The 22,543-nt window shown below is 64.2% G+C and carries 18 protein-coding genes; 4 read left to right on the top strand and 14 right to left on the bottom strand.

Features of this window, described 5'->3' with window-relative positions; translation table 11 throughout:
* Window positions 1–23: 23 nt before the first annotated feature.
* The 4 genes from DyAD56_RS21375 to DyAD56_RS21360 form a co-directional block, all read right to left on the bottom strand.
* Complete coding sequence (locus tag DyAD56_RS21375) at window positions 24–1,343, bottom strand: ABC transporter permease (protein ID WP_102304858.1); 1,320 nt, start codon at window positions 1,341–1,343, stop codon at window positions 24–26.
* Between the two features lie 10 nt (window positions 1,344–1,353).
* Window positions 1,354–2,520 carry an FtsX-like permease family protein gene (locus DyAD56_RS21370; RefSeq protein ID WP_102304857.1) on the bottom strand — a complete coding sequence of 389 codons (1,167 nt, stop codon included), beginning with the start codon at window positions 2,518–2,520 and terminating at the stop codon, window positions 1,354–1,356.
* A gap of 10 nt (window positions 2,521–2,530) precedes the next feature.
* Window positions 2,531–3,217, bottom strand: a complete 687-nt coding sequence (locus DyAD56_RS21365; RefSeq protein WP_102304856.1) for an ABC transporter ATP-binding protein — start codon at window positions 3,215–3,217, stop codon at window positions 2,531–2,533.
* A gap of 71 nt (window positions 3,218–3,288) precedes the next feature.
* A complete protein-coding gene (locus DyAD56_RS21360) occupies window positions 3,289–4,536 on the bottom strand; it encodes an efflux RND transporter periplasmic adaptor subunit (RefSeq protein ID WP_102304855.1) in 1,248 nt (415 codons plus the stop codon).
* A gap of 223 nt (window positions 4,537–4,759) precedes the next feature.
* Here DyAD56_RS21360 and DyAD56_RS21355 point away from each other — a divergent pair, with 223 nt between their 5' ends.
* The 3 genes from DyAD56_RS21355 (at window position 4,760) to DyAD56_RS21345 (ending at window position 7,527) form a co-directional block, all read left to right on the top strand.
* Window positions 4,760–5,446 (top strand): fumarylacetoacetate hydrolase family protein, encoded by a 687-nt coding sequence (locus DyAD56_RS21355; protein ID WP_102304854.1) that lies wholly within the window; start codon window positions 4,760–4,762, stop codon window positions 5,444–5,446.
* Between the two features lie 80 nt (window positions 5,447–5,526).
* Window positions 5,527–5,943 (top strand): large-conductance mechanosensitive channel protein MscL, encoded by a 417-nt coding sequence (gene mscL / locus DyAD56_RS21350; protein ID WP_102304853.1) that lies wholly within the window; start codon window positions 5,527–5,529, stop codon window positions 5,941–5,943.
* 144 nt (window positions 5,944–6,087) lie between these two features.
* A complete protein-coding gene (locus DyAD56_RS21345; RefSeq protein ID WP_102304852.1) occupies window positions 6,088–7,527 on the top strand; it encodes a M20/M25/M40 family metallo-hydrolase in 1,440 nt (479 codons plus the stop codon).
* A 71-nt stretch (window positions 7,528–7,598) separates the two neighbouring features.
* On the opposite strand, the gene DyAD56_RS21340 is transcribed toward DyAD56_RS21345, so the two are convergent.
* The 3 genes from DyAD56_RS21340 to DyAD56_RS21330 all read right to left on the bottom strand — a co-directional run bounded on the left by DyAD56_RS21340 (window position 7,599) and on the right by DyAD56_RS21330 (window position 12,601).
* On the bottom strand, window positions 7,599–10,700 hold the full coding sequence (locus DyAD56_RS21340) for an efflux RND transporter permease subunit (protein ID WP_102304851.1): 3,102 nt from the start codon (window positions 10,698–10,700) through the stop codon (window positions 7,599–7,601).
* 13 nt (window positions 10,701–10,713) lie between these two features.
* Complete coding sequence (locus tag DyAD56_RS21335; protein ID WP_102304850.1) at window positions 10,714–11,844, bottom strand: efflux RND transporter periplasmic adaptor subunit; 1,131 nt, start codon at window positions 11,842–11,844, stop codon at window positions 10,714–10,716.
* 292 nt (window positions 11,845–12,136) lie between these two features.
* Entirely contained in the window at window positions 12,137–12,601 is a 465-nt protein-coding gene (locus tag DyAD56_RS21330; protein ID WP_102304849.1) for a MarR family transcriptional regulator, read from the bottom strand.
* A gap of 73 nt (window positions 12,602–12,674) precedes the next feature.
* Here DyAD56_RS21330 and DyAD56_RS21325 point away from each other — a divergent pair, with 73 nt between their 5' ends.
* On the top strand, window positions 12,675–13,196 hold the full coding sequence (locus tag DyAD56_RS21325; protein WP_102304868.1) for an O-acetyl-ADP-ribose deacetylase: 522 nt from the start codon (window positions 12,675–12,677) through the stop codon (window positions 13,194–13,196).
* Here the strand turns inward: DyAD56_RS21325 and DyAD56_RS21320 are convergent.
* The 7 genes from DyAD56_RS21320 to DyAD56_RS21290 all read right to left on the bottom strand — a co-directional run bounded on the left by DyAD56_RS21320 (window position 13,180) and on the right by DyAD56_RS21290 (window position 22,527).
* Window positions 13,180–14,898 (bottom strand): BatD family protein, encoded by a 1,719-nt coding sequence (locus DyAD56_RS21320; protein WP_102304848.1) that lies wholly within the window; start codon window positions 14,896–14,898, stop codon window positions 13,180–13,182. The genes DyAD56_RS21325 and DyAD56_RS21320 overlap by 17 nt on opposite strands.
* Window positions 14,895–16,817 carry a tetratricopeptide repeat protein gene (locus DyAD56_RS21315; protein ID WP_102304847.1) on the bottom strand — a complete coding sequence of 641 codons (1,923 nt, stop codon included), beginning with the start codon at window positions 16,815–16,817 and terminating at the stop codon, window positions 14,895–14,897. Before DyAD56_RS21315 ends, DyAD56_RS21320 begins: the two co-directional genes overlap by 4 nt.
* On the bottom strand, window positions 16,814–17,794 hold the full coding sequence (locus DyAD56_RS21310; RefSeq protein WP_102304846.1) for a VWA domain-containing protein: 981 nt from the start codon (window positions 17,792–17,794) through the stop codon (window positions 16,814–16,816). Before DyAD56_RS21310 ends, DyAD56_RS21315 begins: the two co-directional genes overlap by 4 nt.
* Entirely contained in the window at window positions 17,791–18,318 is a 528-nt protein-coding gene (locus DyAD56_RS21305) for a DUF4381 domain-containing protein (RefSeq protein WP_102304845.1), read from the bottom strand. The genes DyAD56_RS21310 and DyAD56_RS21305 overlap by 4 nt, the downstream gene beginning before the upstream one ends.
* Entirely contained in the window at window positions 18,315–19,247 is a 933-nt protein-coding gene (locus DyAD56_RS21300; RefSeq protein ID WP_102304844.1) for a DUF58 domain-containing protein, read from the bottom strand. The genes DyAD56_RS21305 and DyAD56_RS21300 overlap by 4 nt, the downstream gene beginning before the upstream one ends.
* Entirely contained in the window at window positions 19,244–20,239 is a 996-nt protein-coding gene (locus DyAD56_RS21295; RefSeq protein ID WP_102304843.1) for a MoxR family ATPase, read from the bottom strand. The genes DyAD56_RS21300 and DyAD56_RS21295 overlap by 4 nt, the downstream gene beginning before the upstream one ends.
* 158 nt (window positions 20,240–20,397) lie before the next feature.
* Entirely contained in the window at window positions 20,398–22,527 is a 2,130-nt protein-coding gene (locus tag DyAD56_RS21290) for a type IV pilus secretin PilQ (protein ID WP_102304842.1), read from the bottom strand.
* Window positions 22,528–22,543: the final 16 nt, after the last annotated feature.

Here is a 22,543-nt window from a genome sequence, read left to right as displayed (position 1 = left end):
CTTCGTGTTTCCCTATGTGTTGATCAAAGCTCGCGCAAAGCCGTCGTCACCGGCAGCCGTGCCGCACGCATGGCCGGATACAGGCCACCGATAAAGCCAATGGCCAACGCCCACTTCAGGCCGGTCCACAACAGCTCCGGTGACACACGCAGCTCGAAACTCAACTTGCCCACCGTACCGGCTGCCAGCGTTGAGGCGCTGTAGCCGTTGAAGATCAACCAGGCGAGCAAACCACCCAGCACGCCACCGATCAGCGCGAGCAACATGGTCTCCAGCATGATTGCCACCACCACCGGAAAACCGCGGAAGCCGATGGCGCGCAACGTGGCGATTTCCCTTGCACGTGAAGCCACGGCGGCGAACATGGTGTTGAGCGCGCCAAACATGGCACCGATCGCCATGATCAAGCCCACCGCGATGCCCATGATGCGGATCACCTTGGTCATGCCTTCGGACTGCTTGCTGAAGTAATCGAGGGTGGTGCTGACATCGACCTTCAACTGCGGGTTGTCTTCCAGCTCTTTCTTGAAGGCGACGTAAGCCTTGGGATCGGTCAGCCGTACCGTCACCGAGGCACGGCTGCTGCCGCGACGATAGGTGTCGGCCACCACGCTGGCATCGCCCCACACTTCCGAGTCCATCGCATCACCCGAGGAGAACACGCCGACCACCGTCCATTGCTGATTGCCCAGCTTGACGGTGCGGCCCGGTGAGAGCCCATCGAACTGCTTGGCGGCGCCCTTACCCACGACTAGCTCACGCATGCCCGGCTGGAAGTTGCGCCCTTCGACAATCTTTACGTTGGGACGTACGGCCCACGCCTGCTCGCCGACGCCACGCAATTGCACGCTGCCTTCGTCGTCCGCGGTGCTGCCCTTGAGCGGAAGGTTTGCCGCCACGACGATCTCGGGTGAAGCGATGGGCTGACCCTTCGCATCCTTTGCGATGCCTACGGCCTGGGGAATCAGCGTCACACTGTCGTGGTCGAGCACCGACATCACTTCGGCGGCAGACGAGCCGCGCATCACGATGGCCGTGTCGGCACTGCCCGTGTTGCGCAGCGTTTCACCGTAACCCTCGCCCATGGCGAGCAGTGCGACCAGCACGCCCACCACACCGGCAATACCGACCACGATGACCGCCGACGAACCCAGTCTCTGGCCCAGCGTGCTGATGCCTACGCTGGCTACCGAGGCGGCACGACGGCCAGAGCGCGTGAAGGCCATCCATAGGGCAAACAGCACCACCAGCACGATGGCTCCCTGCCAAGGCAGCGCGATCCAGAAGGCAATGGCCGCCACGACAAGGATGAACAGGCCGAGATTGATCAGGAAATTGGTCATGTCACTCTCCTTAGCGGCCCGCGAGCGCGTCGACGATGTTCAGCCGCATCGCCCGTATGGCCGGCAATGCGCCCACCAGCAGGCCGATGGCGATCATCAGCACCACGCCAAGAATCCAACTACTCGCGCCCACGACGGGAAGATTGAGCATGCCGCCACTGTTCGCGCTTATCCCTGGAATGATCAGCGACGCCAGTGCCAGTCCGATCACGCCACCGATCAACAACAGCAACACCGACTCGGCCAGCACGATGCCGAGCACCGCGTGATTGGAGAAACCAATCGTCTTGAGGACGGCCAGCTCGCTGGTGCGCTCACGCACGGCTTGCATCATGGTGTTGCCGGACAGCAGCAGCAGGGTGAAGAACACGGCACCCATGATCGACCCCACGATAAGGCCGATATCTGCGAGCTGCTTCATCCAACTGGCCGTGGCTGCCTGCTCGGTCTGCGTGCGTGTTTCATGGTCAGAGTTGGCGGAGATCGCATCGATCGCCTTGGCGACGCGATCGGCCTGATTTACATCCGCCACACGCGTTACGTACCAGCCCACCGTCCCGCGGTTAAACGGGGTGGTTTCGTCGAAGTATTTCCAATGCAAGAGCAGCATCTGGTCATAGAAGCCGCCGGCTTTCTTGTCCTTGGAGTGCAGGATGCCCACGATGTCGAACGTCCAGTTCTTGCTGCCCTGGCGGTTGGGGAAGATGGTCGACTGCAGCGGTATCTTGTCACCCACTTTCCAGTTGAACCGCTTCGCCAGCACCTCGCCAACCAGCACGCCCGTGCGCGTATCGTCGAACGCCTTGCGCTCGGCCGGACTCACGTCGATCTCGGGATAGAGGTCGATGTAGTTGGGTTCGACCGCGAAGCTGAAGACCTGGTTGTGCGGATCCTGATACGCACCGCCGAACCAGTTGGCGTAGGTGACCATCTTTACCCCAGGCACCTGCGCGATCTGCGCTTCCAGCGACTGCGGCAAGGTCTGGATGAAGGACAGTTTGGAGCCGGTCTGCAGGCGTTGCGCACCGTTGGCACTCTGTCCCGCTTGGTTGAATGAGGTACGCACCGCATCGAGCATGCCGAACAACAGGAACGCGGCGATGATCGATACCAGCGTAAGTATCGTGCGGGCCTTGCGCCGGAATAGCGCTGCCCAGATGAGATGGAGATATTTCATCGTCGCATCCTCACGCCAATGCCTGTTCGACCAGCGTGCCCTTGTCCAGATGCAGGGTATGGTTGGCGTATTCGGCTGCCTTGGGATCGTGCGTGACCATCACGATGGTCTTGCCGTGTTCGCGGTTGAGCACGCGCAGCAGACCGAGCACTTCCTCGGCGGACTGACGATCCAAGTCGCCGGTCGGCTCGTCGCACACCAACAAGGTGGGGTCGGACACGATCGCACGCGCAATTGCTACACGCTGCTGCTGACCGCCGGAAAGCTCGCTCGGCTTGTGTGAAGCGCGCTCACCCAGGCCCACCAATTGCAGCGCGATGGATGCGTTCTTGCGCCGCTGCGCGGCGGAAAGCTTAGTGAGCAGCAGCGGCAGTTCCACATTGCGCTGCGCCGACAGCATCGGCATCAGGTTGTAGAACTGGAACACAAAGCCCACGTGCGCAGCGCGCCACTTGGCAAGCTGACCGCCCGAAAGCTGGTCCAGACGCTGCCCGGCGACGGTGATGCTGCCACCGGTCGGCGTGTCGAGGCCGCCGATCAGGTTGAGCAAGGTGGTCTTGCCCGAGCCTGAGGGCCCCATCAGCGCGAGGAAATCGCCCTCGGCGATGTCCAGGTTGATGTGGTGCAGTACTTCGACTTTCTGCCTGCCGCGCTCGTACACTTTGGAAAGGTCGCGGGTTTCGATCAACGTGCCCATGGCTCTAACTCCCGATGCGAATTGCCAGGCATCGCCGGTGGCGATGCTCCCGATCACGCACTGCCAACCGGTTACTGCGCAGGCTTGGCTGCGCTCTTGATCCGGTCGCCGTCCTTCAGTTCCGCCGGTGGCGACACCACCACGGTGTCACCCACGTCCACACCCGTCGGCAGCAAGCTCTGGTCGCCGACTTTCGATGCTGTCGATGGCACGTCGTGCTGCTGCACGGTGTCGCCCCGCACGATGAACACCACGCCACGGCCGTCACGCTGGGCAATGGCCGCCGCCGGCACCAGCGCGCCCTGCGGCCCTTGCGCCTGCGGCTCGTCCTGTTTCTGTTCCAGGAAGGACACGCGCACGCCCATGTCGGGCACGATGCGCGAGTCTTTCTTTTCCATCGCCACGCGCACTTTCACGGTGGCCTTGCCACGGTCAGCGGCCGGGACGATGGCAATCACGTGGGCGGGAATCTTCCAGTCGGGATACGCGTCCAGCACAGCTTCGGCGGGCATGTTCGGCTTCACGCGGCCGATGTACGCCTCGTTGACGTCCACGTCCACTTCCAGCGAATCCATGTCGACCACGGTGCCGACGCCGGTGCGGGTGAAGCCGCCACCGGCGGAGAACGGCGACACGATTTCGCCGACCTGTGCATCCTTGGTGGTGATGACGCCGTCGAACGGTGCGCGGATCACGCAGTAGTCGAAATTGACGCGCGCTTCCACCACCTGCGCATCGGCGGAGTCCGCACTGCGTTGCTGCGACACGAGTTGCGCGCGGGTACTGTCGACCAGGGTGCGCGCTTGCTCCGCCACCTGCTCGGGAACGAGCCCCCGCTTGGCGAGTGTTTCGTTGCGCACGGCGTCGCGTTCGTTCTGCGCCAACTGCGCCTGGTACTGCGCCACCAGTGCATGCGCGGCGGCCGCGGCCGTGCGGGCCGCATCCAATGCCGCCTTGTACTGCGAGTCGTCCAGCCGGGCCACGATCTGGCCTTGCTTCACGTGGTCGCCTTCTTCGATCAGCACGTCGGTAAGCGTGCCGGTGATCTGCGCCGATACCGTGGCCTGCCGCCGCGCGGTGACATAGCCCGTGGCTTGCAGCACGGCACCAGCCGCGGCATTGGCCACCGGGGATTGCGCCTGCGCGGTCTGCACCTCGATGGCGCGATGCCCCATCACCAGCCATGCCGCCAGCGCTGCAATCACCAATGCGAGCAGCACACCACCGGCAATCCACGGCCAACGCCCTGGGCCTTGGCCGTGCTCTTCGCGCAGGTGTTTCTCGATGCGCAGTTCTTTCAACAGATCCGCATTAGCCACACGCTCTCCCTGCCGGTCCCCGCCGGTTCCTCGATGTAACACACGATGCTGGAGCGGCGCTGTCGTCTCCAGAGGCCCTCATCAGTCAAACGCGGTGACAGATGTCACGCCACCGATACCGCGGGCCGAAAGCCGGGCCGGTTGTACTCGCAAGCGGCGGCCGAAAAAAGCTGACGTGACAAGTGACTGGTGCGTATGGTCTACGGTGGTACCCTTCCAGCCCATGTCATACGCCATCAAACCCCCTGCCATTCCGAGCCTGCCGATCATCGGCAGCGACCAACGCTTCCCGGTGCGCCGGATCTTCTGCATCGGCCGCAACTACGCCGAGCACGCCCGCGAAATGGGCGCCACGGTGGACAAGGACACCCCGCTGTTCTTCACCAAGCCCGCCGATGCCGTGGTGACTGATGGCGCCGACGTCATCTACCCGCAAGCTACGCAGGATCTGCACCACGAGGTGGAGATGGTGGTGGCACTGGGTGGTGGTGGCCGCGACTTGACCGCCCAGCAGGCGGCCGAGCGGATCTGGGGCTACGGCGTGGGCCTGGACCTGACCCGTCGCGACCTGCAGGCCATCGCCAAGGCCAAGAGCCACCCGTGGGACGTAGCCAAGGGCTTCGACCATTCGGCACCGGTCTCCGCGTTGCGGCCGGCCAGTGAGGTGAAGCTCGACGCTGACACCTCACTGACGCTCGCCATCAACGGTCAGCAGCGCCAGCACGGCCGCCTGGGCGACATGGTGCATGGTGTGAACGAGATCATCACCATCCTGTCGACCCTGTTCGAGCTGAAGGCGGGCGACCTGATCTTCACCGGTACGCCCGCAGGTGTATCGGCGCTGCAACGCGGCGACCACTTCCGCGCGGAGCTCGCCGGTGTCGCCACGTTGGAAGGCAAGGTTGCCTGAATCCATGGACGCGACTGCCTGTCGCGTCCATGGTCTGCTGCGTTAGAGTTTCCACGCCATCCGGCCCAGGGAGAGAAAGCATGAGCATGCTCAAAGAGTTCAAAGAATTCGCCATGCGCGGCAACGTGATCGACCTTGCGGTCGGTGTCGTCATCGGCGGCGCCTTCGGCAAGATCGTCACCTCGCTGGTGGACCAGATCATCATGCCGCCCATCGGCCTGCTTACCGGCGGCATCGACTTCACGCAGATGAAATGGGTGCTCAAGGCGGCTGACAATACCGATCCAGCGCACAAAATCGCGGAAGTGGCTATTGGCTACGGCACCTTCATCAATACCCTGATCCAGTTCCTCATCATCGCGTTTGCGATCTTCCTGGTGGTCAAGGCGATCAACAAGCTCACCCGCAAGCAGGAAGCCGCGCCAGCGGCGCCGCCGGCAGACGTGGTGTTGCTCACCGAGATCCGCGACCTGCTGAAGTCGCAGAACCCCAAGTAAGCGACGGGGAACGATGCGCGAATGAGGCGCCTGCGGGCGCCTTTTTCGTACCATTTGCTTTTGCGTTTCCCGCACCATGACTTCTGGCCTAAGCAGCCACATGGGGGCGGGCCATAATCGCCGTTTCCGCCCAAGGACTACCCCATGCGCCGACTGTCGCTCACCCTGCTTTCCGCCAGCCTGATGCTTGCCATCGGCACGGCGAACGCAGCCATCCAGACCACCATTCCCGCAGCAGCCGTAAAGACGGCCGAACAGCTGCGCGATAAGGCAATGAACGACAACACGGCATACGACATCGTCACCTCGCTAACCACGGAAGTGGGCCCGCGCCTGGCCGGTGGGCCCGCCGATGTGCGCGGTCGTGAGTGGGCCATTGCCAAGTTCAAGGCACTGGGCTTCGACAAGGTCTATACCGAGCAAGTCACCTATCCGCTGTGGGAGCGCCGGAGCGAACACGCCGAGATCGTCGCGCCGTTCCCGCAGCCGCTGGACTTGATTGCACTTGGCTATTCCGCAGGCACGCCCAAGGGCGGCCTGACCGCCGACGTGGTGCGCTTTGACAGCCTGGATGCGCTGAAGAAGGCCGACCCCGCCAGCGTGAAGGGCAAGATCGTCTACGTGGACGCGCACATGGAGCGCCACAAGGACGGCCATGATTACGCCATCGGTTCGGGCGTGCGCGTGGGTGGCCCGGTGATCGCCGCCAAGATGGGCGCGGCCGCCTTCCTGCTGCGCTCCGCCGGTACCGACGCCAACAGCCGCACGCCCCATACGGGCGTGACCGGCTTCGAGAACCCGAAGGACGCCATTCCCGCTGCCGCGCTTTCCAACCCCGATGCCGACCAGCTCACCCGTATCCTCGGCTACGGCAAGCCGGTGAGCATCAAGCTCGATCTGGACTGCGGTTTCAACGGCACCTACACCGGCGCTAACGTGATCGGCGAAATCACCGGCAAGAAGCACCCTGAGCAGGTCGTCGCCATCGGTGGCCACCTCGACTCGTGGGATCCGGGCACGGGTGCCATTGACGATGGCGCGGGCGTAGCGATTGCCATGGCCGCCGGCAAGCTGATCCACGACATGCCGCAACGCCCGGATCGCACGATCCGCGTCATAGCCTTTGCCAATGAAGAGATGGGCCTGTGGGGCGGTCGCGCCTACGCGGACAAGCACGCCGCGGAAGTTGCGAAGTTCCAGCTCGGCACGGAGTCGGATTTCGGCGCACGCAAGGTCTGGCTGATGAGCGCCAGCGTGAAACCGGAAGCGCGCGGCGCAATCGAGCAGATCGCCAAGGTGCTCGCCCCGATTGGCGTCGACTACGACGCCACCAAGCCGGGCGGTGGCGGCTCCGACCTGTCGCAGATGCACGGTAAGGGCATGGCCGCGCTGACACTGGTACAGGACGGTACCGACTACTTCGACTACCACCACACCGCTAACGACACGCTCGACAAGATCGACCCGAAGGAACTGGCACAGAACGCGGCCGTCTATGCAGCGTTCTCGTATATGGCCGCGCAAGCGGACGGCGACTTCGGCTCGAAGCCGGGGGCGTTCAAGAACGATGGCGCGGAAGAGTAATCTTTCGGCTTCAGGATAAAAAAGGGCGGCCCATGGCCGCCCTTTTTTTATTTGATGGGACCGCGCATCGTTCAGTGCGCCGCCTCTGCTTCAACCAATCGCCGCTTGCGCGACAACCGCGCATGCAGACGATCCAGATACAGATAGATCACCGGCGTCAGGTACAAGGTCAGCACCTGGGATACCAACAGACCGCCGACCACGGCGAGCCCCAGCGGGCGACGCGTCTCCGCGCCCGCGCCCAGTCCCAGCGCGATCGGCAAGGTGCCTGCAAACGCCGCCATGGTGGTCATCATGATCGGGCGGAAGCGTACGTGGCAGGCCTCGACAATGGCCAATGCCGGATCCGTGCCTTCGCTGCGCTGCTTCTCCAGCGCAAAGTCGATCATCATGATCGCGTTCTTCTTCACGATGCCGATCAGCATCACGATACCGACGAAGGAGAACAGATCCAGCGGTGCGCGGAAGATCATCAGCGTGAGCAGTGCACCCACGCCTGCGGAGGGCAGACCCGAAAGAATCGTGAGCGGGTGGATGAAGCTCTCGTACAAGATGCCGAGCACCAGATAGATCACGAACAACGCCAGCACCAGCAGCAGGCCCATGCCCTGCATCGAATCCTGGAAAGCCTGGGCCGTACCCTGCACGCTGCCGGTGATCGACGGTGGCAGGTTCATCTGCTTCATCGCACCGTTGATGCTGCCCACCGCCTCACTCAGGCTCACACCCGGCGCGAGGTTGAACGACACCGTCACCGCCGGAATCTGCCCTTGGTGATTCACCGTGAGCGCTTGTGGCTTACGCTCGAAACTCGCCACGGCGTTGAGCGGCACCAGCGTGCCACTGCTCGACGTGACGTAGAGCTGAGACAGCACGTCCGGATCGTTCTGCAGCGCGTAGTAGACCTGCAGAATCACCCAGTATTGCGACGCGGAGCCGTAGATGGTGGAGATCTGGCTGGCACCGAAGGCAGAGCCCAGCGCCGTCTGCACCTGATCCATGGTCAAGCCCAGCGTACCGAGCTTATCGCGATCCACATTGACGACGATGGATGGACCATTGAGGTCCAAATCGCTGGTGACATCCTGGAAGCCGGGCAGCTTCGCAAAGGCGGTGATCACCTTGCCTGACCAGTCGTACAGCGCCTGCGTGTCGATCGACTGCAGCGTGTACTGGTACTGCGCTTTTGACTGGCGACCACCGACCTGGATCGATGGCGGGTTCTGGATGTACGCCCGAATGCCCGGCACCGCGGCGAACTTCGCTCGCAGTTCCTGCATGATGCCGTTGACGTCGAGCGAACGCTCCGCTGCAGGCTTCAGGGTAAGCGACAGCGAGCCGTTGTTGGTCGTGGTGCGCGCACCACCACTGCCCACCGAGGACATATAGCTGTCGATATTGGGATCGTCCGCGACAATCTTCGCCAACTGCTGCTGGCGTTGCATCATGCCCTTGACCGAGGTGTCGTCCGGCCCTTCGACGTTGACGTTGAGCTGGCCCGAGTCACCGGCCGGAATGAAGTCCTTGTCGACCACCACGAACAGCAGGCCGGTCGCCAACAGACTTGCTGCGAACAACCCCAGAATGCTCCGCGGATGATGCACCGCCCAGGTCAGCGAGCTCACATAGCCGCGGCGCACGCGTTCGAAACCGGCATCGAACCACAGCACGATGCGCGCCTTCTTCTCGTGCTCGGCGTGCTTGAGAAAGCGGCTGCACAACATCGGTGTAAGCGTGATCGAGACAAAGCCCGAGATCAGGATCGCCACACTCAGCGTCACTGCGAACTCGTGGAACAGACGGCCGACGATGCCGCCCATGAACATCACGGGCAGGAACACCGCCACCAGCGACAGCGTCATGGAGAAGATGGTGAAACCGATCTCGCTGGCGCCCTTGAGCGATGCCTCGTACGGGTCCATGCCGTCTTCGACATGGCGCACGATGTTCTCCAACATCACGATGGCGTCGTCCACCACGAAGCCAACGACCAAGGTCAACGCCAGCAAGGACAGGTTGTCCAGGCTGTAGCCCAGCGCGAACATGCCGCCGAACGTGCCCACGATAGAGACCGGCAACGCGAGCGCAGGGATCAGCGTGGCCGACGCATTACCCAGGAACAGGTAGATCACCAGCACCACCAGGACGCCCGCCAGCATCAGCGTGAACTGCACGTCGTTCACCGACTCGCGGATGGACTCGGAGCGGTCGTACAGCACGGCCAACTTGATCGATGGCGGCAGGGTGGCCTCGAAGGTGGGCAGCACGCCGCGGATACGGTCGATGGTGGCCACCGTGTTGGAGCCCGGCTGACGCTGGATGGCCAGCACAATGGCGCGCTCGCCGTTGTACCAGCTCGCCACCTGGTCGTTCTGCACGCTGTCTTCGGCCTTGCCGAGATCGGACAGTCGCACCGGCGCACCGTTGCGATAAGCGACGATGACGTTGTTGTAGAGATTCGCGCGCTGCAACTGGCCGTCCGAACGGATCTGCAGCAACTGGCGATTGCCGTTGAGCGAGCCCGTGGCAAGGTTCACGTTGGATGCCGAGACAGCATTCTGCACCGTATCGATGCCGATGCCACTGGCGGCCAGCTTCTGCGGATCCACACTGATGCGCACGGCGTACTTCTGCGCACCGTACACGCTGACCTGCGCCACGCCATCGATCATCGATAGACGCTGCGCGAGCTGCGTCTCTGCGTAGTCATCCACCACCGACAGTGGCTGTGTGCGGGAGCGCAGCGTGAGATAGAGGATGGGCGCATCAGCCGGGTTCACTTTGCGGAACGTCGGCGGCGTGGGCATGTTGGTGGGCAGCTGACGCTGTGCAGCCGAGATGGCGGCCTGCACGTCCTGCGCGGCGCCGTCGATGTTGCGATCGAGCTCAAACGTCAACGTGATCGACGTCGAACCCAGGGCACTGGTCGAGGTCATCGACTGGATGCCGGCGATGGTGGAGAGCTGGTTCTCCAACGGCGTCGCCACGGCGGTCGCCATGGTTTCCGGCGCGGCGCCAGGAAGACTCGCGCTCACGCTGATGGTGGGAAAGTCGACGTTGGGCAGTTCGTTGACCGGCAGCTTGGGATACGCAGCGACACCAAACACCAGCAACGCCACCATTAGCAGCGTGGTCATCACCGGGCGTTGAATGCAGAGAGCGGGCAGATTCATGCGTAGGGCCGACTCAACCGTTGTCGGTGACGACGTGCACGTGCGTGCCGTCGACGAGCAATAGTTGGCCGTCCGTCACCACATTCTCGTTGCCGGCGAGTCCTTTCTCGATCACGATCTGCGCGCCCGTCGTCGGGCCAGCCGTCACCATGCGCTGCTCCACCTTGCCATCCGCGTTGGCGATGAACACGAAGCTGCCCAGTGGCGAGTTCTGCAGAGCCACTACCGGCACCGTCACCACGTTGGTGAGGCGCGTGGTGGGCAGCGACACTTCCACGAACTGGCCCGGCGTGAGGCGCACGTCGTCGTTGGCGTAATGCGCCTTCAACTGGATGGTGCTGGTGGTGGCGTCCACAGCGTTATTGATGAAGTTGAGCTCCGCCTCCATCGCAGCGCCTTTTGAGCCGGGGATGTTCACCGTCACCGGCACCTTGCCGCGCGCCATGGTGGCCTTGATGCCATCCAGGCCTGTCTCCGGTATGGAGAAGGTGACGTTGATCGGGCGGATCTGGTTCAACACGACGATGGAGGTGTCGTTTGCCGTGAGCTGCGCGCCCGGATACACCAGCGGCGCACCGGCGATGCTGTCGAACGGCGCCTGGATCTGCGCATAGCTCAGTTGTGTGCGCGCAAGCTCCACGGCGGCCTGATCCGCCTTGACCGAGGCCGTATAGATGCCCTGGTTGGCCTTGTAGGTGTCGTAGTCCGACTGCGCGACATAGCCCTTGCCGAGCAGCGGCTGGTAGCGCTTGATGATGGTGTTGGCGTTGTCGAGTTGAGCCTGATCCTTGGCGAGGTTGCCCAGCGCCTGATCCAACTGTGCCTGCAGCAAACTGGGATCGATGCGGACGATGGTGTCGCCCTGCTTGACCTGGCCGCCCGGCGTGAACAGCAGCGACTGCAGCTGACCGCTGACGCGCGCCTGCACATTGACCGTGGAGAACGCCTCGGCACGACCGATCACTTTGAGGGTGAGGTCCAAGTCGCCGCGATGCGCCAAGGCGACTTTCACAGGTACGGAGGCCGGCGTGGCAGGCGTCTTCGCCCGTGCGCGCTCACCACCACGGAACATCTGTGCGGCAACGACGGCCGCGATGATGATCACCGCGAGCGCTATCCCTTTCCTGCGTGACTTACCCTGCATGATCTCTCCGACCGCCCTTCGTCACCCGCGCGCGTGATGCGCTGGAGTGCCCTTATCGGCCGCCCCGCCTGCCAATGAATGAGGTTTGCCTGTGCGCGGACGTCCTCGCCGGTGCACGACGCGGGCAGGAGAAACATCATCCCGCGTCCGTGGACCGCATGATCGACCGACAGCAACCGGCTAACGCCTGCCGTCAGGCAGACGCAATATTGCTGGCAAAGTAATGTGGCGCGCCGATGACGCGCACCTGCCAGAAGACCTGGACTATGTGGTTTTTTTGAGGAGCGAGGCTTTAGACCTCGCCCTCTTCGTCCACCGAACCGGTGTCCAGCGCCTGCAGGTTTTCCTTCATGCGGTTGAGCACGCCAAGCGCCTGCTCCAGCTCAGGTACTGAAATGCCTTTGGCGGCATCCTTGCGGATGCCCCGCGCAATGAGCTCCATGTCCGCGATGACACCGCGTGCCTGGTCAGTAACGTACAGGCGCCATGCGCGCCGGTCCTTGGGGTCGGGGCGACGCTCCACGAAGCCAGCGGCCTGCAGTCGGTCGATCACGCGCCCGACGGCGATCGGTTCCATTTCCAGTGATTCGGCCAGCTCAGTCTGCCGCATGCCTTCGCGGTGATAGAGCATCTTGGTGGCCCGCCACTGCGCACGGGTCAACCCGAATTTCACGGCGCGTCTGTCGAAGTGCTTGCGGATAAGCAAGGTCACGTCGTTGAGCAAGTAACCGAAGGAAATGTCTTCTGCCTTAGTCATGGCGATGGATCAGTCCCTGCGGGCCGGATGGAAGGTCAAGCATACGTCGCAACATTTTACGAATCCAATGCCTATGGACATACAAATCATTACTGGCGATATCACCAGCCTGGATGTAGATGCGATCGTGAACGCCGCCAACCCCACCCTGCTGGGCGGCGGTGGCGTGGACGGCGCTATCCACCGTGCCGCAGGGCCCCGCCTGCTGCAAGCCTGCCGAGCCATCCCGGAGGTCAGCCCCGGCGTGCGCTGCCCAACCGGTGAGGCCCGCATCACGCTGGGGTTTGACCTACCAGCACAGTACGTCATCCACACCGTGGGCCCGGTGTGGAACGGCGGCGGGAGCCGCGAACCGGACCTGCTGGCCCGCTGCTATCGACAAAGCATGACCCTGGCCATGGAGTATGACCTTGCTTCCATCGCCTTCCCCGCGATCAGTTGCGGGGTTTACGGCTACCCGCCCGAACAGGCGTCACGCGTGGCGGTGTGCAGCCTGCTCGATACGCCGAAAGGTGGCCCGGAACGCGTGCTGATCTGCTGCTTCAGCGACGCGATGGCCGACATATGGCGGAACGCGCTCAACGACGAAGCTTGAACGGATAGAGCGGTGGCAAGGGCGATGCATCCTTGGTTTCCGTGGCTGGCTGCCATGCAAAGCCATCATTGAAAGCCGCGGCGAGCCGTTGACCCAGATTGGCTTCCTCCGCGCCGGCATACCGTTTGCGCTGCAGCGCGTCGATCGCCTCCGGCTGGAGACCCGCCGACAGCGCCTGCGCCAGTTCACCCAGGTTCTGCAGCGACGGCCGCTCTGCCCGGGCCCAGGCCAGCAGGGCGATGGCCATCCGGCCAGCATCGTTGTCACGGGCCTCGGCCAGGAAGGCTGTGCGAAGACGGGATGCCGATCCCGTCACGCCCTCTGTGTGTGCGCCAGCGATGCGAGCCGACGCTGGCTGGCGCCTGCGCCACAGAAACCACGCCAGCAGGCTCAACACCCACAAACCTAGGCTGACCACGGCCACGGTGCGCCATATGCCGCTCTCGCCCGTCCCAGCCGGCGTCTGGCTGGCTGCAGCCACGGCTGGCACGGCATTGGCCGCAGCAACCGGCGGCGGCGCTGAGGGCGGCGTGCCCGCGCCGGGCAGCACGTTGAAGGTACGGGCGGGGACGCGCGCCGTTTCGGCGTGGTTCTCCGCCACGTTCCACCAAGTGAGCGTAGTTTCGGGAATGGTGAGCGTGCCGGCCCGGTTGGGCACCACGGCGAAGCCCTGCTGTCGCTGACCCACCAGCCACTGCCCCTCCACTCGCGTGCCGTTCACCGGCTTGTCGGGATACACCGTGGCGCCGTCGAGCGAAGGCAGGCTGAGCGAGGGGAGCGCCTCGTAGGGCAGGCCCGTGGCCTGCACGCTCATCACCACATTGAGCGGCTCGCCGACGTGCAGGTCACCATGCGCTGGGCCGCCATCCAGGCTGAGGCTGAGTGCACGCGCTGGTAGCCATGCACCCTGCGAGGCCTGCGCGGGAGCGGCGCGCACGTCGATATCGACCGCTGGCGACGCCGCAGTAACCGGCGTGCCGTTGCCGAAGAAAGCATCCGGGTTGGCCATGTTGACCGACTCGCCCTGGAACGCCACCGATGGAATCTGAATGTGGCCCTCGCGCTGCGGAATGGCTGCATAGCGGCGCTCGATGACGTTGTAGCGTCGGCCGCCCCGCTCCGCCTGATAGTTGATCTCACCGCCGAGGCGAGGCAAGTCGACGCCTGTCACTTGCGGATCTTCCAGCGCGCCGCTGGTCAGATCGGTCGCGAAGAACAGCCTCACGGTGTAAACCATCTGCTGGCCGACGTAAGCGCTCGCAGGATCGATGGTGGCTTCGACGAAGACGTCTTTCTGCCCTGTCGCTGCGGCCCCCGTGCCGGCATCGGCAGTGGTCTGCACCACCTCCAGATCGATCGGCGTGGTGGCACCTCCTGCGAACGACAACGAAGGTATGCGCAGCGTGCCGGCGTGCAGCGGTCGCAACGCTACGCCCACCGTCACCTGCGAGGTGCGCTGGCCGTTGATGATGCTGATGCTGGTGTTGCTGGACGAACCGAGTACGGCGAAGTCCTGCGACAAGGCACGCAGGTCAGGTACGGAAACCATACCGCCGCCGTTGGCGCGCAAGTTGAGCGTGACAGTCTCGCCCAGCGTCACATGCTGGCGGTCCAGCGTCGCCTGCACATCGGCCGCCAGCGATGCCACCGGCCAGAACAGCGCGAAGCCACACAACAGGAACATCAGCACACGCAGCTTCACGGCGAATCACCTTCTGTCGGTCCGGCGCCACCATGACGCTGCCGGTATTCAAGTTCGAACTTGCGCCGCAGGAGCGCGCCCGGATCATCGGGAACGCGTTGCAGCGCCTGCCGTACGTCGGCCGGCAGCCGGGCCTGGGCATCGTCCTTTTCGACGGCACCTAGTTCATGCGTGCCCTGCTGCGGATGGTCCTTACCCTGCTCCTTGCCCAACGCCGCATCCATCTGCTTCTGCAGAGCCTGCTGGGCCTGTTCCTGACGCGCGCGCTCCTGGGCCTGCTGCTCGGGCGTTTGCGACGGATTGGCGGAGCCTTGGTCGGGGGAATGATCCATGGGCTGCTGGCCGGCCTGCTGGTTCTGCTGGCTACCGTTACCCTGCGAGTCGCCGTGCGCGTCCTGCGACGGCTTACCCTGGCTCTGATCCTGGTCCTGCTTGCCTTGTTCGTGCTGCTGGCCTGATTGGCCCTGCGCGTTGTCGGGCGGCGTGGTCGTCGGGCCGGACCCTGCCTTGCCCTTGTTGTCCTTCGCGCCGTTGTCGTTCTTGGGCGGGTTCGGCTGGCGCTTCATCCAGTCGTCCACTGCCTTGCGATTGGTGCGCGCGTCGGCGTTGTTGGGGTCGGCCTTGAGCGCGCGATCGTAGGCGTCCAGTGCTCCCTGATAGTCGCCCTGTTTCGCCAGCGCGTTGCCGAGGTTGTACTGCGCATCCGCACTGGGAAGAGACCGTAGATCCTTGCTCGCCGCCGCATAGTCACCCGCGCGATAGGCTGCGGCCCCACGCCATGCAGGATCACGTGCCACTTGCTGCGCATGCCCGGCATCGCCTTGCTGCAAGGCAGCGGCGGCCTGCTGGTCAGGGCGACGCCACAGGTCGCTCCACGCACTCGCTCGCGCATTGCCTGGCAGGACGGGTAGAAACGCCAATGCCAAGATCATCAGCCAACCACGGCGGAACGAGGCCGCGGCAAGAGGCAGCAACAACAGCAGCAACCACGGTCCACGATCCTGCCACTCGTCGCCCTGCATGTCGGTAGCGACCGTCGCCGGGCCGCTGGCCGACAGCTCTGCCGCGAGGGCACGTATATCGCGATCGTCATCCGTCATCGGGACGTATTCGCCACCGCCACTTGCCGCCAAGGCGCGCAAGGCGTCGTCGTTGCGGCGGGCAAGGAGCACGCCCCCCTGTGAGTCGCGCTGAAAACCGTTGTCCGCCAGTGGCACCGGGCCGCCCTGCGAGGTGCCCATGCCCAGTACCGATACGCGCACGCCATCGGCCGCCGCCTTGCCCGCTGCGGCCTGTGCCGCGGCATCGGCATCGTCGGTCACCAGCACCAGCGAGCCGCCACCCACCTTGGCATCGCGAATCAACGCGACGCCGCGCTCGATGGCTTGCGCGGCGTTGTCGCCGTCGACCGGCATGGTGTCGGGCGCGAGTGCATCAAGCAGATCATTGAGTGCAGAGACGTCGGACGTCAGCGGAGCCACCACAAAGGCTTCGCCCGCATAAGCGATAAGCGCATTCAACCCGTCGTGATTGGCGGCGAGAAGATCGCGCACCTTGTAACGCGCGCGATCCAGCCGGCTTGGTGTCACGTCACGCGCCAGCATGCGCTGCGACATCGACACCGCCACTACCTGCGCCGCGCGTTTCGCATAGAGCGGTTGCGCCACGCGACTCCAGGTGGGTCCCGCCATGGCCAGCGTGGCGAGTAGCCACGCGCTGGCGAGCAACCATGGCGAAGCGCGCCGGCTCGCCACCTTCCCTTTCAACAGGAACGGCAACAACTCCGGGTCGACCAGGCGCGAGAGTTGCTCACGGGCACCCTGGTGGCGCGCGGCAAAGGCCACCAGCAGCGGCAGCGCGCACAAGGCAAGCAACCACCACGGACGAAGAAAATGGAACTGCTGCAAGGCCTCGCTCATGCGAATGCCTCCCGTCGACGCGTCCGCGGCACGAACGCCAGCAGCCACGCCGCCACCGCAAAGGCGAGCGGCCAACGGAACAGCTCATGGCGTGGACGCAACGAAGGGCCTTGCTGCGGCATCGGCTCCAGCGCGTCGATGGCGCGATAGGCCTCGGCCAGCTGTTTCGAATCCGTGGCGCGGAAATAGTGACCACCGGTCTGCGTGGCAATCGAACGCAGCATGCCCTCGTCCAGGTCCGCCGACGGATTGACCGTATGCGTGCCAAACAGGTCGGGAATGCTCATCTCAGTGGCGCCAATGCCGATGGTGTAAATGCGTACGCCAGCCGCCTTGGCCGCGTGTGCCGCATCGAGGGGCGCGATGTTGCCCGCATTGTTCACGCCATCGGTCAGCAGCACGACCACGCGCGCCTGTTCCGGCTGGCCCGCAAGGCGCTTGACGGCCACGCCGATGGCATCGCCGATCGCCGTCTCCGTGCCGGCCAGGCCAACGGCCGCACCTTGCAACTGCGCCTGCACCGCGTGAAGGTCATAGGTCAACGGCGTGACCAAAAAGGCGCGGCTGCCGAACAGGATCAACCCCATTTCGTCGCCACTGCGGCGCGCGATGAAGTCGCCGGCAATCGCCTCGACAGCACCGAAGCGACTAACTGGTTGTCCGCCCAACTGCATGTCGTCGGTACGCATGCTTCCAGAAAGATCGACTGCGAGCATCAGCGCGCGCCCGCTGCGCTGCTGCGCCTGCGGAGGCCCCACCCATTGGGGCCGCGCCGCGGCAACCAGCAACGCCAGCCAGGCGAGCACGAGCAACCATGTCCGCCAACCGCCGCTGCCCTGACGCTCAGGTGCGTCGAAATGCAGACCCGGATGCGGAAGATGCAACGCCTGTTCCGGCGCGGCAGGCCGCAACCACCAGCGTAGAAGCCACGGCAACGGCGCCAGCACGAATACCCACGGCCATGCGAGTTCGGTCATGACCGCACCTCGACAACCGTCTCCAAGGCACGCGCGCGCGACGATGCACCCTGGCGCCAGGCCAGCTGCAACCAGCGACGCGTTGCACTCGCCGCGTGCTCGACATCCAGTGATGCCGAAGGCCGGTACATCGCAGCCTCGAGAGCCTGTAGTTGTTCGAGCGTTGACGCATCGACGGGAACACGCGCCAAGGTCTGACGCCATTCGTCACCGCGGTGTTGTGCGGCGAGTGGATCGATGCGCAACGCACCACGACGCAACAACTGATGCAACGCCGACGCCAACGCCTGCGGTTGCTCGCGCCACAAGGCGAGCACGCGATCGACCTCCGCCAGCACCTGGCTCTCCAGGGCGCGACGCTGTCGCTGTTGCCGCCACCACCAGATGCCTACAGCGACAGCCACGATCACCAGCGCGGCGAGCACCCACCATCCCGGTGCCGGCGGCCACCACGATGGCTGAGGCGGCAAATGGATGTCCCGTAGCAAAGGGCCGTTCTGTGCCGCTGGCGTGGATGCGCTCATCGACGAACCCCGGGAGCCAGCAGCGACATCACGGCATCCAACGGATCGGCTGCCGTATCCAGCACGGCACAGGGAAGCCCGAGCGATTGCGCCATGCCCTTGAGCCGGGCCTGACCCGCGCCCAACGCCTGCTGGAACTCACGGCGCTGGCGCTCGCCGAACAAAGCCACGTCGCGACGCACGCCATCGTGCTCCATGGGATACCGGCCGGCCGGAGGCATGCCCAATTCCAACGCATCCGCGACGATCAACACCCGTATGCCCGCCTTGTGCGAGAGATCCAGCAAACGCCCGCGCGCGGCCTCGTCGGTACTCAGGCCATCGCTGATCAGCAGCACGCGATTGGCTCCATGCATCAACCGTCCTGCGCGTAACAAGGCATCCGACAGCAACTCGCCGGGCACGGGCGCGTCGTTCGCATCCCAATCGGCGAGCGCACCGCATACCGACAGCGCACCACGCGTACCCGCCAAGGGCCGCAGCAGGTGGTGTCCATTGCCGAACGACATCAGGCCTACCCGTTCTCCCGCGCGCACCGCATACCATGCGGCCAGTGCCGCAGCGCGCGCCGCCTGTACGGATTTCAGGCGCACGCGTGTACCGAAGCGCATGCTTTCGTGTGCATCCAGCAAGATCAGCAGGCGGCCTTCGCGCTCCTCCTGAAACAATTTCGTGTGCAAGCGACCACTGCGTGCTGTCAGCCGCCAATCGAGGCGACGCACATCGTCGCCGGGCTGGTAGACCCGCGACTCGGCGTAATCCATGCCACGACCGAAGAGCCGGCTGGTCTGCTGGCCCGAGCGCATGGCGCGACTTTCCAACCTCGGCAAGGCCGCCTTGGCGACACGAGCGCGCAAGGCCACCAGTTCGGCCAGGCGGACGCGCGTGCGGCCATCCGCATCCGTGTTCATATCGACGATGGCGCTCACGGCAACGGCACGAGATCCAGCACGCGACGAATCACCTGATCACTGCGCACGCCCTCCGCCTCCGCTTCGTAACTGAGCAGCACGCGATGGCGCAGCACCTCGTGGACGATCGCATGGACGTCCTCTGGCAACACGTAATCGCGACCTGCCAACCAGGCATGGGCACGCGCGCAGCGATCCAGCCCGATGGTGCCGCGCGGGCTTGCGCCCCAGGCGATCCAGCGCTTTAGCTCCGGTCCGTAGGCACCCGGGTTGCGCGTGGCCAAGACCAGTTGCGTGATGTATTCCTCCAGCGCTGGCGCCATGTGAACGTCGAGGACGGCATCACGCGCGCTGAATACGTCCGCCTGGCTCAACGACGGGCGCGCTGCGGGCGCAGGATGCAGGCTTGTACGCGCCTGCTCGCGGGCGAGCTGAAGAATCGCCAGTTCCGCTGCAGCATCAGGGTAACCAATGGTCACGTGCATGACGAAACGATCGAGTTGAGCCTCAGGCAGCGCGAACGTGCCCTCCTGCTCGATCGGGTTTTGCGTCGCCATCACCATGAAGAGTTGGGGCAAGCGCCAGGTGCTGCGGCCAACCGTGATCTGGCGTTCGGCCATGGCTTCGAGCAGGGCGGACTGCACCTTGGCGGGCGCACGATTGATCTCATCCGCCAGCACGATGTTGTGGAACAACGGCCCCTTCTCGAATTCAAAATTGCCTGATTGGGGGCGAAATACATCGGTGCCGGTGAGATCGGCCGGTAGCAGGTCAGGGGTGAACTGCACACGATGGAAATCCGCCTCGATGCAACCCGCCAGCGCTTTCACCACCGTGGTTTTGGCCAGTCCCGGTGCGCCTTCGACGAGCAGGTGACCATCCGCCAGCAACGCCACCAGCAGGCAGTCGATCAGGTGCGGCTGGCCGATGACGCCACGCCGGAGCTCGTCTCGAACGTGCAGGAACGCCTGCTGCAGGCGGGTTGAGGGGGAGGCCTCGGGCATATCCATCGGGGAGTTCCATCAGGGGGTTGAACGTACGACAGACCTTAACTTGCGCCGGAAGTTTAATACCCATGACTTCCGGCCCCTGTCGTCACACAGCAACTCCCTGAAAACAAAAGGGGCGGCCAAGGCCGCCCCTTTCTCCATCGTCAAGGTTGCGCCAGTTACTGCAGGCTTTCGCTCAGGATGCGTGGGGTCACGAAGATCAGCAGTTCCGCCTTATCGCTTTGACGCGAGGTGTTGCGGAACAGCACACCGATACCCGGAATGTCGCCCAGACCCGGCACCTTGGTCGCGTTGTTCTGCTTGGTGATCTCGTAAATGCCACCCAGCACCACCGTTTGACCGTTGTCGACCAGCACCGAGGTGTTGATCTCGCGCGTGTCGATGGTCGGCACCTGGCCGCTGCCCGGCACGGTGATGTAACCGGCCAGCGCATCCTTCTTCACATTGATCATCAGGTACACGCGGTTGTCGGAGGTGATGGTCGGCGTCACCTTCAGTTCCAGCACGGCGTCCTTGAACTGCACGGTGGCGGTACCGCTGCCGGCCGCACCGGTCGCACTGTTCTGATAGGTCACGTAGCCGATTTCCTGACCCTGGCGGATCACCGCTTCCTGCTGGTTGGCGGTGATGACACGCGGGCTGGAGATCACTTCGCCACGACCCTCGGTCTGCGCAGCAGAGAGCTCCAGGTCGAGCGCGTAGTTCTTGCCCAGGACGCCCAGCGCAAAGCTGCCGGCCGGACTGGCCACCGGGAGATTCACGTTGGTGCCGCTCGCCGTGCCGTTACCCCCGTCCGTACCACCCGTCGAGATGGTCTGGCCGCTCGGATTGACGCGCTTGGCCTGCGCGCCGAACTTGGCGCCCAGCTCACGAGTGAAGTTGTCGGTAGCAATCACGATGCGCGATTCGATCAGCACCTGCTGCACCGGCTTGTCCAGCACCGCGATCAGAGCGCGTAGCTCGCGGATCTTCTGCGGGTTGTCATTGACCAGCAGGGTGTTGGTGCGGTCATCGAACGACACGCTGCCGCGGGAAGAGAGGAACCCACGCGAACCATTGGAGGAGCCACCACCACCGCCGCCCGTACCCTGCGTGGTACCGGTGGTCAGCAACTTGGCGATGTCCTTCGCCTTGCCATAGCTGATCGGCACGTAGTCAGTTACCAGTTCGGCGTTGTCTTCTGCCTTCATGCGGGCATCGGCGATGCTCTGTTCGTACTTGGCCAGCTCTTCCTGCGGCGCAATCCAGATCACGTTGCCGTTGCGACGCTTGTCCAGGCTTTTGGCACGCAGTACCACGTCGAGCGCCTGATCCCACGGCACGTTGACCAGTCGCAGCGTCACGCTGCCGCCTACGGTGTCCGAAGCCACCAAGTTGAGACCGGAGATATCAGCCAGCAACTGCAGGGCCGAGCGCACCGGGATGTCCTGGAAGTTGAAGGTCACGCGGTTGCCCGTGTAGACCGGATCCTGACCCTTGGCGAGTACGGGATCGGTCTTGGCATCCTTCTTCTTCGGCGCGACTTCCACCACGTATTGATTACCGCTCTGGTACGCCGAGGTATCAACGGCACCCTTGATGCTGATTTCCATATGCGCGCCGCCACGCGGGCCCGCCTTGGTGATGATCTGCTGCACGGGCGTAGCGAAGTCGAGCACGTCCAGGCGCTGGGCCAGATTGGACGGCAGGTTGGCATGATCGATGTCGACCACCACCTTGTCGCCCTGCTGCTTCATGTCGGCATTGGCGCCAGCGCCGCTGAAATCGATCAGGATGCGGCCTTCGCCATTCGGACCACGGCGGAAATCGATGTTGGACACGGCCGGGCCGTTGGCCATCGACGGCAACGCCTTGGACGGGTCGATCGTTGCGGCCGTCGTCGTGGTCTGCGCATCCGTGCCGTTGTTGACGGTCAGCACGAGGCTGTTGCCTTCGACGCGTGAACGGTAGGTCGAATCACGGACCAGCTCGACCACCACGCGGGTACGCCCACCAGCGGACACCGCCGACACACCCATCGCCGCGCCCTTGCCGATATCCAGATGGCGGGCTGCCGCATTGTCGGTATCCGGTAGATCCACAGCGATGCGCGGCGGATTGCCGGTCGTGAAGATCTTCGGTTCCGGCACCGGCCCCTGGGCGAAGTTCAGACGCAACTCGATGCGGCCACCGGGCAGCGCGTCGTAGCTGATGTCCTTGAGGGTGCTGGTGGCGGCTGCCGCCGCGTTCGACCAGGCAGCGCCCAGCGCCAGCAGGCTCACCACCACATAACGGCTAGCCTGGCGCATCACGCGACCCCGAACA

The organism is Dyella sp. AD56, assembly GCF_002878475.1.
GTDB lineage: Bacteria > Pseudomonadota > Gammaproteobacteria > Xanthomonadales > Rhodanobacteraceae > Dyella.
The sequence above is the reverse complement of the archived record's forward strand: the minus strand, read 5'-3'. Positions and strand labels throughout refer to the sequence as shown.

Coding starts and splice junctions, on each gene's coding strand:
- DyAD56_RS21330 (WP_102304849.1), bottom strand. CDS start 12,601: ATGACTAAGGCAGAAGACATTTCCTTCGGTTACTTGCTCAACGACGTG.
- DyAD56_RS21295 (WP_102304843.1), bottom strand. CDS start 20,239: ATGGATATGCCCGAGGCCTCCCCCTCAACCCGCCTGCAGCAGGCGTTC.
- DyAD56_RS21315 (WP_102304847.1), bottom strand. CDS start 16,817: ATGAGCGAGGCCTTGCAGCAGTTCCATTTTCTTCGTCCGTGGTGGTTG.
- DyAD56_RS21365 (WP_102304856.1), bottom strand. CDS start 3,217: ATGGGCACGTTGATCGAAACCCGCGACCTTTCCAAAGTGTACGAGCGC.
- DyAD56_RS21375 (WP_102304858.1), bottom strand. CDS start 1,343: ATGACCAATTTCCTGATCAATCTCGGCCTGTTCATCCTTGTCGTGGCG.
- mscL (WP_102304853.1), top strand. CDS start 5,527: ATGAGCATGCTCAAAGAGTTCAAAGAATTCGCCATGCGCGGCAACGTG.
- DyAD56_RS21325 (WP_102304868.1), top strand. CDS start 12,675: ATGGACATACAAATCATTACTGGCGATATCACCAGCCTGGATGTAGAT.
- DyAD56_RS21290 (WP_102304842.1), bottom strand. CDS start 22,527: ATGCGCCAGGCTAGCCGTTATGTGGTGGTGAGCCTGCTGGCGCTGGGC.
- DyAD56_RS21345 (WP_102304852.1), top strand. CDS start 6,088: ATGCGCCGACTGTCGCTCACCCTGCTTTCCGCCAGCCTGATGCTTGCC.
- DyAD56_RS21335 (WP_102304850.1), bottom strand. CDS start 11,844: ATGCAGGGTAAGTCACGCAGGAAAGGGATAGCGCTCGCGGTGATCATC.
- DyAD56_RS21340 (WP_102304851.1), bottom strand. CDS start 10,700: ATGAATCTGCCCGCTCTCTGCATTCAACGCCCGGTGATGACCACGCTG.
- DyAD56_RS21370 (WP_102304857.1), bottom strand. CDS start 2,520: ATGAAATATCTCCATCTCATCTGGGCAGCGCTATTCCGGCGCAAGGCC.
- DyAD56_RS21305 (WP_102304845.1), bottom strand. CDS start 18,318: ATGAGCGCATCCACGCCAGCGGCACAGAACGGCCCTTTGCTACGGGAC.
- DyAD56_RS21355 (WP_102304854.1), top strand. CDS start 4,760: ATGTCATACGCCATCAAACCCCCTGCCATTCCGAGCCTGCCGATCATC.
- DyAD56_RS21310 (WP_102304846.1), bottom strand. CDS start 17,794: ATGACCGAACTCGCATGGCCGTGGGTATTCGTGCTGGCGCCGTTGCCG.